The organism is Streptomyces sp. NPDC002619, from assembly GCF_042889305.1.
GTDB lineage: Bacteria > Actinomycetota > Actinomycetes > Streptomycetales > Streptomycetaceae > Streptomyces.
This window is the reverse complement of sequence record NZ_JBIAQV010000102.1, coordinates 1-8330: the sequence shown is the minus strand read 5'-3', so window position 1 is coordinate 8330 and position 8330 is coordinate 1. Positions and strand designations below refer to the sequence as shown.

Annotated in this window: 8 protein-coding genes; 6 read left to right on the top strand and 2 right to left on the bottom strand. The window is 69.4% G+C overall.

Annotated features, from left to right (window positions below; translation table 11 throughout):
• Positions 1-160: 160 nt before the first annotated feature.
• Together ACFYXB_RS44900 and ACFYXB_RS44895 are read right to left on the bottom strand one after the other, a co-directional pair.
• A complete protein-coding gene (locus ACFYXB_RS44900) occupies positions 161-289 on the bottom strand; it encodes a hypothetical protein (protein WP_389591214.1) in 129 nt (42 codons plus the stop codon).
• Between the two features lie 274 nt (positions 290-563).
• Positions 564-1127 carry a TetR/AcrR family transcriptional regulator gene (locus ACFYXB_RS44895; RefSeq protein ID WP_389591212.1) on the bottom strand — a complete coding sequence of 188 codons (564 nt, stop codon included), beginning with the start codon at positions 1125-1127 and terminating at the stop codon, positions 564-566.
• An 86-nt stretch (positions 1128-1213) separates the two neighbouring features.
• Here ACFYXB_RS44895 and ACFYXB_RS44890 point away from each other — a divergent pair, with 86 nt between their 5' ends.
• From ACFYXB_RS44890 to ACFYXB_RS44865, 6 genes are all read left to right on the top strand, one after another.
• Entirely contained in the window at positions 1214-2023 is an 810-nt protein-coding gene (locus ACFYXB_RS44890) for an SDR family NAD(P)-dependent oxidoreductase (RefSeq protein ID WP_389591210.1), read from the top strand.
• Between the two features lie 399 nt (positions 2024-2422).
• Positions 2423-3346, top strand: a complete 924-nt coding sequence (locus ACFYXB_RS44885; protein WP_389591208.1) for a hypothetical protein — start codon at positions 2423-2425, stop codon at positions 3344-3346.
• 18 nt (positions 3347-3364) lie between these two features.
• Entirely contained in the window at positions 3365-4681 is a 1317-nt protein-coding gene (locus tag ACFYXB_RS44880; RefSeq protein ID WP_389591206.1) for a glutamyl-tRNA reductase, read from the top strand.
• Entirely contained in the window at positions 4678-4917 is a 240-nt protein-coding gene (locus tag ACFYXB_RS44875) for a hypothetical protein (RefSeq protein ID WP_389591205.1), read from the top strand. Before ACFYXB_RS44880 ends, ACFYXB_RS44875 begins: the two co-directional genes overlap by 4 nt.
• Positions 4914-5285 (top strand): helix-turn-helix domain-containing protein, encoded by a 372-nt coding sequence (locus tag ACFYXB_RS44870; RefSeq protein WP_389591204.1) that lies wholly within the window; start codon positions 4914-4916, stop codon positions 5283-5285. Before ACFYXB_RS44875 ends, ACFYXB_RS44870 begins: the two co-directional genes overlap by 4 nt.
• Positions 5286-5516: 231 nt before the next feature.
• Positions 5517-8195 carry a LuxR C-terminal-related transcriptional regulator gene (locus tag ACFYXB_RS44865; RefSeq protein ID WP_389591202.1) on the top strand — a complete coding sequence of 893 codons (2679 nt, stop codon included), beginning with the start codon at positions 5517-5519 and terminating at the stop codon, positions 8193-8195.
• Positions 8196-8330: the final 135 nt, after the last annotated feature.

Below are 8330 nucleotides of genomic sequence, written 5' to 3'. Positions count from 1 at the left end.
CTCGCACCTGACGCATCATGTGCGCCTTGTCCGCAGTGCTCACCACCCCGGCTCATTCACCAGAGCAGCCTGCGGCGGTTTCAGACCTCCCCCTGCGTGGGCGGTCCCGGAGGGCCGACCTCCATCACCAGCGCAGCATCACAACCAGCGGCACGACCTTCTACATCGCGGCCTCCAGTTGTGTTCGTGGCGCACGGATCTCGATGTCCTTCTGTCTCTCACTCATCGGCAGCAGGCGAAGGAGCGTGAAGGTGTTGGTCACGGCGAGGTAGGCCAGGCGCAGCAGCACGACAGATCATGATTCCGCCCACTCACCGCCCTCGTGAAGACGGCGACAGGCATCAGGTCCAAGTACCACCAGAGATTGATGATCAAGGCTCCCACCTGCGCGGATGTTTTATCGGCACCCGCAGCGTCATGCGTGCACGCGTGATTGGCATTGCCCTCGGCGCCGCTGTGCGTTGTGTGCGTGCGCTCCTGGCACGGTGACCGGCTGATGATGCCCCGGCCCTGGGGTAGTTCGAGCGGAAGCCCCGGAACGCCCCAGGACCGGCGGGCGGGTTCTACGGCCGCAACGCGACATCGACGGCCATAGTGAGCTTGCCGACGAATTCCGGACGGTCAGCGACGCGGTGCTTCCACCCCGAGGCGGCGGCGTGCAGGACCTCGGCGATCTGCCGCGGCGTGACGCTTCCGGTGGATCGGCCGGACGCCGCGATGGCCCCGGCGAGCACGTCGATGAAGGCGGCCCGGTAGTCGTCGTACATGCTCTGCAGCTGTGCCGTGCCGTGCTCCAGCAAGTCATCGACGCCCTCGTTGATGTGCGTGCCGACGTACCGGCCCAGATTGGCGTCGAGCGCGGCCACCAGACGCACGTTGAGGTCCGCGCCAGGCGAGTCCAGCGCCGCGCAGACGTCGCGCTGTGCCGCGTCCAACGCCTGCCGCATGGTCTCGCGGAACAGTTCCTCCTTGCTGGAGAAGAGGAAGTACAGGCCGGGGCGGGAGATGTCCGCCGCCTGAGCCACAGCGTCCATCGACGTCTTGCGGTAGCCGAACGTGGCGAAAACGGTCAGTGCCTCCGCGAGTACCTGCTCACGGCGTTGGGTGTCCCCTCGGGTCGCTGCCACATACACACTATACCAACTAAACGTGATATACATGTTTAGTCAATTCTGTATAGTGGGTCAAGGTACACGCCACGAGAGAGGGCATCATGCGCAAGACCGTTCTGATCACAGGTGCTTCGACTGGCATGGGCGAAGCGGCCACCTTCGAGTACGCCGCGCGCGACTGGAACGTCGTGGCCACCATGCGGGACACCGCCAAGGCCAACCCGGCGTTCGCCGGGCTCGACAGCGTCCTGGTCACGCGGCTCGACGTCACCGACAGGGCGAGCATCGAGCAGGCCGTCAAGGAAGCCGTCGAGCACTTCGGCGCCGTCGACGCCGTGGTGAACAACGCCGGCTACGCGCAGCTCGGCGTGGTGGAGGAGATCAGCCCCGACCAGCTGCGCGACCAGTTCGAGACCAACGTGGTCGGCATGGTCCAAGTGATCCAGGCCGTCCTCCCGCACATGCGCGAACGCGGCTCCGGTCACATCCTCAACATCGGCTCCATGGGCGGCCACGTCAGCCTGCCCACGATGGCCGTGTACTGCGCCTCCAAGAGCGCCGTCCAGAACCTGACCGAGGGATTGGCGAAGGAGGTCGGCCCGCTGGGCATCCACGTCACCCTGGTCGAGCCGGCGGGCTACAGCACCAACTTCACCGCCAACTCGAAACGTCCCGCCGTATCCCTCCCCGCCTACGCGCCCGCCTACGCCGCCATGGCCGACTTCGCCGCGTTCGCGGTGAGGGGTGACCTGGTCAAGTCCATGGCCGTTGTCGCCGACATCACCGGGGTCGACGAGCCTCCGCTGCACCTCGCGGTGAACACTTACGGCCTGACTATGGTGCGGGGCCGCTTCCGCGAGCTGATGGACGAGTACGCACGCTGGGAGCCGGTCACGGCAAACACCGGCTGACGCCGAGAAACGGCTCGTAGCACCCCTCGGGATCCGATTCTCCGCGGGTCTGGGGACTCGAACCTGCAATCTGTGCGGGTGCCGAAAACCCCATCCATGGCCTGTGAGCTGCAGGTTCTCGCGAACGGCCGTCGATCGGCGGACAAGCGTGTCAGGCTGATCGACCGTGCTGCTGCGACTGCCCTACCTCGCCGTGTCGAGCGTGTCCTCCCTCATACGGTTGCTGCCGATGAGCGATGTTGACAAGGACATCGAGATATTGACGTTGCGGCACCAGTTGGCCGTCCTGCAGCGGCAGATCGACGGGCGGGGATCAAGGTCGCTCCCTCCACGGTATGGGAGATCCTCCAGCGGAACGGGATCGAACCCACACCGCAGCGAGACCGCCAGACCTGGGCCGTGGTTGGCGATGCCGCGTATGCCAGCGAGCACCTGCGTGGGCTGGGCGGCCAGTTGACCTGGACGTCCCGGTTGAAGGTCACCTCGGTGCTGCACGCCCTGGCCCCACCCCGCACAGGCAAGTCCGGCCGACCACGGACCAAGGGCGACCGCCTGGGCACCCCCGCCGACCTCGCCCGGACCGCCGTGTGGCGCACGGCCCAGGTGAGGCGCTACAGACGCACCGACACCGTGGAGATCGCCGAGACCATCTGCCTGTGGTACGGCTCGTTCCACACCCGAACCGTGCGTGTGGTTCTGGTCCGCGACAGCAAACCCCGCACCCGCGACCGTGATGACCGGGGCTACGGACTGCCGCTGGTCACCACCGATCTGACCTCGACCCCGGAGAACCTGGTGGCCCGCTATGCGGCCCGCTGGTGCATCGAAGTCGCCTTCTTCGACGCCCGCCAGACCCTCGGCGTCGGCCAGGCTCGCAACCGCACCCGACTGGCGGTGGAACGCACCGTCCCCTTTCGGCCTGATCTGCCTGAGCCTGGTCATCATCTGGTACGCCACCGCAGGCCACTCGCCCGCCGATACCGCCGAACGCCGGTCACGGGCCCGCTGGTACACCATCAAGACCGAACCGTCCTTCGAAGACATGACGAGCAAGCTGCGCCGCGTCATCATCGCCGACAGATTTCGGCCCTCACGCCCCCCACCAGGCAACACCCGAAGAAACCCAAGCCGTCCTCGCAGCCTGGGCCGCCGCCGAAACATGACCAACCAGAACCGCGACACACGAGGGCTCGTGGCGGCCGGGATCGTGTTGCTCGGGGCTGGGTTCGCCCGCACTTGCCCACGAAGGAGCGGTCGGCGCAAATCACCAGGATCAGGCGATGCGCGTTCACCAAGCCGGGCCAGAGGCTTAGGTATGGCTGACGGAGATGAGGAGGACCGGTGAGCGTGCTGGTGGTGGGCCTGAGCCACAAGACCACGCCCGTGGCGGTCCTGGAACGGGCCTCGGTAACCGGGGACAGGCTCAGCAAGCTGCTGCATGACGTGGCGCAGGCCGAGCCCGTGGCCGAGGTGTTCGTGGTCTCGACGTGCAACCGGATCGAGGTGTACGCCGACGTGGACCGATTTCACGCCGGCGTGACGGCGATCTGCGAGCTGCTGGCGCGGCACTCCGGTGTCCCCGCCGATGACCTGACCCCCCACCTGTACGTGCACTACGAGGACCGCGCAGTGAGCCACCTGCTGGCCGTGGCCTGCGGGCTGGATTCGGTGGTGGAGGGCGAGGAGCAGATCGTCGGCCAGGTGCGCGCGGCGATCAAGCTGGCCGGCCAGCAGGGCACCATCGGACGGGTCCTGGGCGACCTCGGCCGGCTCGCGCTGCGGGCGAGCAAGCGGGCCCGTGCCGAGACCGGGATCGGCCGGGCCGGGGCCAGCCTGCTGAGCCTGGCGGTGGAGCTGGCCTCCCCGAGCCTGGGCGGGCTGGGCCTGGCGGGCCGGGATGTGCTTGTGGTCGGGGCCGGGTCGATGAGCGGGCTGGCGGTGGCGACCGCGGCCAGGAGCGGCGCGGCCAGCATCGTGGTGGCCAACCGGACGCTCCGGAAGGCGGAGCGGCTGGCCGCCCGGCCGGGTACGGCGGTGACCCGGGTCGCTGGGCTGGGTGACCTGCCCGCCGTCATGGCGGAGGCGGACGTCGTGATCTGCTGCATCGGCGCGACTGGACACGTGATCACGGCCGACATGGTGCCCGCCCGACGGCGCGGCACCCTGGTGTTCCTGGACCTGGCGATGCCCCGCGACGTGGAGCCCGCCGTGGCCGACCTGCCGGGCGTGATGGTGGTCGGCATGGACACGCTCAGCGAGCACCGCACTGCCGCCAGGACCGACGACGTCGCTGCGGTGTGGGCGATCCTGGAGGCCGAACTCGCCGCGTACCAGTCGGCGGTCGACGCCGCCCGGGTCGCTCCCACGGTTGTCGCGCTGCGCGCCAAGGCGGCCGGCGTGGTCGACGCCGAGCTGGCCAGGCTGGCCGGCCGGCTGACCTCCGACGGGCTGAGCGGGCACGCGCTCGATGAGATAGCCCAGGCCGTGCGGCGCGTGGTGGACAAGCTCCTGCACGCGCCGACCGTACGGGTGAAGGAACTCGCGGGCTCACAGGGGGGCGAGGAATACGCCGCGGCGCTGCGAGTTCTGTTCGATCTTGATCCGCGCGCGGTCGAGGCGGTTACACGCGCCGCCCCGGAGCAGGAGCATTTCCCGTGAGCGCGCGGACGCTGCGGCTCGGCAGCCTCATGAGCCCGATGGCCATCGCCCAGTCCCGCCGGGTGACCGGCATGATCACCGGGCGGGCCGGCCCGCCGGTGGAGATCGTCGGGGTGACAACGCCGGGCGACGTCAGCCGGGCGCAGCCGGCCCAGATCGGCGGCACCGGCGTGTCCGTCGGCGCGCTGCGCGAGGCACTGCTTGGCGGCGAAGTCCACCTAGTGAACTGGTCTTGAGTTCACGTCTCGCCAACACTGCGGTGGCCGCGCGGCTGCACACCGATCGTGGGACCGTTGCCCGGTGGCGGACCAGATTCCTGCGAGACCGGCTCGACGGGCTGTCCGACGAACCGCGTCCTGGCATGCCCTGCACCATCACCGATGCCCAGGTGGAGGAGTTGGTGGTGCGCACCCTGGAGGAGACACCGGAGGGTGCCACGCACTGGTCGAAGCGTGAGCTGGCCAGGCGGGTGGGGATCTCGCCCACGAGTGTGCTGCGGATCTGGCGTGCCTTCGGGCTGCAGCCCTGGCGCACGAGCGGTGGTTCGCCGAGCTGGAACGACGCTGCCTCGAACGCGGCGTGTTCTGCACACTCGGCGAGCTGAAGACCGCACTCGAGGACTGGATCAAGACCTGGAACGAGAAGGCCCGACCCTTCAAGTGGACCAAAACTGCAGACCAGATCATCGAACACATCTGCCGCTACTGCACCCGGATCTCCGGACCGGGACACGAGCCGGTAGTCAAGTTGGATGCCTGCCGGAGGGAATTAACGGCTAACCTATACGATTGTCGAAAATGCGCAAAGTGACCCTGCCGACCTCACAAAGAGCGCCATGAGAACTGCTGGCCGATCCCAGACCGCCAACGCTCAGATGGTTCCCGCTGTCCAGGGAGGGATCATCTCCCGCCGCGCGCTCTTCGCGCGGCTTGGGGAAGCGGCGCGCGTTACCACGGTATCGGCGCCGGCCGGCAGCGGGAAGACAGTCCTGCTGCGGTCCTGGATCCGCGAGACAGGCCTGGCGGAACATGCCGCGTGTGTCTCGGTGCAGCGCGAGGAACGCGATCCGCAACGGTTCTGGATCGCCGTGTGCGACGCGCTGCGGGCCACGGCTGCCGGGTCGGACCTGGTACGGCCGTTGACCATGGCGCCGGACCTGGACGGGTGGACGATCGTGGAGCGGCTGCTGAAGGACCTGGCGCCGCTGGGGGACCAGGTCTGGCTGATCATCGACGACCTGCACGAGCTGCGCTCGGCCGAGGCGCAGCGCCAGCTGGAGTTGCTGGTGATGCGCGCGCCGGCGGAGGTGCGGTTCGTGCTTTCCACACGCCGGGACCTGCGCCTGGGACTGCACCGGCTGCGGCTTGAGGCGGGACTCACCGAGATCCGCGCGGACGGTCTGCGGTTCAGCCTGGATGAGGCGCGGGCGTTGTTTCACGGCGCCGGGGTGGAGCTGTCCAGGTCAACCCTCGCACGGCTGCATGAACGGACTGAGGGATGGGCTGCCGGGCTGCGGCTGGCTGCTTTGTCGCTGGCCGGGCATCCGGACCCGGAGGGGTTCGCGGCGGGGTTCGCCGGCAGCGAGCGGACGGTGGCCGATTACCTGCTGGCCGAGGTGATGGAGCGGCAGAGCGAGGAGGTCCGGCGGCTGCTGCTGCGGACCAGCGTGCTGGAGCGGGTCAACGGTGAGCTCGCCGACCTGTTGACCGGGGGTTCCGGCGCGGAACGGGTCTTGCAGGACCTGGAGCAGGCCGGGGCGTTCGTGGTCTCGCTGGACGCGCGGCGGTCCTGGTTCCGCTACCACACGATGTTCGCCGACCTGCTGCAACTGGAGCTGCGACGCACCGCTCCGGAAGAGATCACCGCGGTGCATCGCGCCGCGGCCGGCTGGTACGCGGAACACGGGTATCCGGTGGAGGCGATCCGGCACGCCCAGGCGGCGGGGCACTGGGGTCCGGCGGCCCGCCTGCTGTCGGACCACTGGATCGGCCTCGGATTGGACGGGCAGGCCGCCACGGCCCACGCGCTGCTGGCCGGATTCCCTGTCGGGGTGATCGCGGCCGACGGGGAGCTCACCGCGCTGGCCGCGTTCGATGAAGCGGAGCATGGATCGCTGGGGGAGGCGGAGCGGCAGCTGGCCCTGGCCACCCAGCGCTCGGGGTCGGTGCCCGGTGACCGGCGCGAGCATTTCGATCTGACGGTCACCGTGCTGCGGCTTCTGCTGGCCCGCCAGCGCGGCGACCTGCCGGCCGTGGTCGAAGAGACGCAGCGGCTGCTCGCCTCAGGTCACGCCCGGGACGCGGCGGAGTCCGAACGTGGTGATGAGCTGCGCGCGCTGGCACTGATCAGCCTGGGCATCGCCGAAACCTGGTCCGTGCGGTATGAGGAAGCGGACCGGCACCTCGAGCGGGGCGTCGCGCTGGCGCACCGGATCGGGCGGCCGTATCTGGAGATCCTCGGGCTGGCGCATTGGGCGGTCGTGGCGCTTAGCCGGGCGCCTGCTCCGGCCGCGGAACGCGGCGCTCAGGCGATCGAGCTGGCCCGGCAGCACGGCTGGACCGACGAGCCGATCGTTGCGGCCGCATACCTGGCGCTCGGCGCGCATCTGATCTGGCGAGGACGGCTCGACGAGGCCGAGCCGTGGCTGGAGCGAGCCGAGCGCGCGGTGCACCAGGAGGCCGATCCGGTGACCGGACTGATGCTGCACTATGGCCGCGGGCTGCTCGACCTCGCGCGTGGCCGTGATGAGGACGCGCTGGCCGGTTTCCGCTCCGCCGAGCGCGTGACAGATCTGGTCGTCGCCCATCATCCGCTCGCCACGAAGGCGCGAGCGTTCCAGCTGCACACGTTGGTGCGGCTCGGCGAAGCGCAGCGCGTCGAACAAGTGTTGGCCGAGATGGACCCGCGTGAGCGCGAGACAGGGGAGAATCGGGCCGCCCTGGCGGCGCTGCTGCTCGCCCGGGACGACCCGCAGGCGGCGGCCGCCGCGCTCGCGCCCGTCCTCGACGGCTCTGCCCCGCCCATGGAACCCCGTGGCTGGCTGGTTCAAGCCCTCTTGCTCGAGGCGATCACGCGCGACGCGCTCGGCGACCCGGCCGCCGCCGGGCGCGCCCTCGAGCGCGCGCTCGATCTCGCCGAGCCCGGCGCCACGGTGCTGCCCTTCCTCCTCCACCCCGCGCCGGGAGTGCTCGAGCGCCACGCCCGGCGTGACACTGCTCATGCCGCCATGATCTCCGAGATCCTCGACCTCCTGGCCGGGAAGCGGGGAGAGCCGGCGGCCGGCGCGCCGACGCGTCTGCGCGAGCCGCTGACCCACAGCGAGACCCGCATCCTGCGCTACCTGCCGACGAACCTGCCGGCTCCGGAGATCGCCGACGAGCTGTCCCTGTCGGTGAACACGGTCCGGACGCACATGCGGCACCTGTACGGGAAGCTCGGCACGCACAGCCGTAGCGAAGCCGTGGAGCGGGCCCGGGCCCTCGGTTTGCTCGCACCCTCTTCGCGCAGGCCCTGAGCCGGGTCTCAGGCGCGGCACTCGCTGATGACCCAGCTGCACTCAGCTTGACGTTTAACCTCGGCGGGCTTGGTGCTCCTTGATGGATTCGGCTCGTTTGACCGTCTTGCCGACGTCATGATGCTTGGCCCGGTG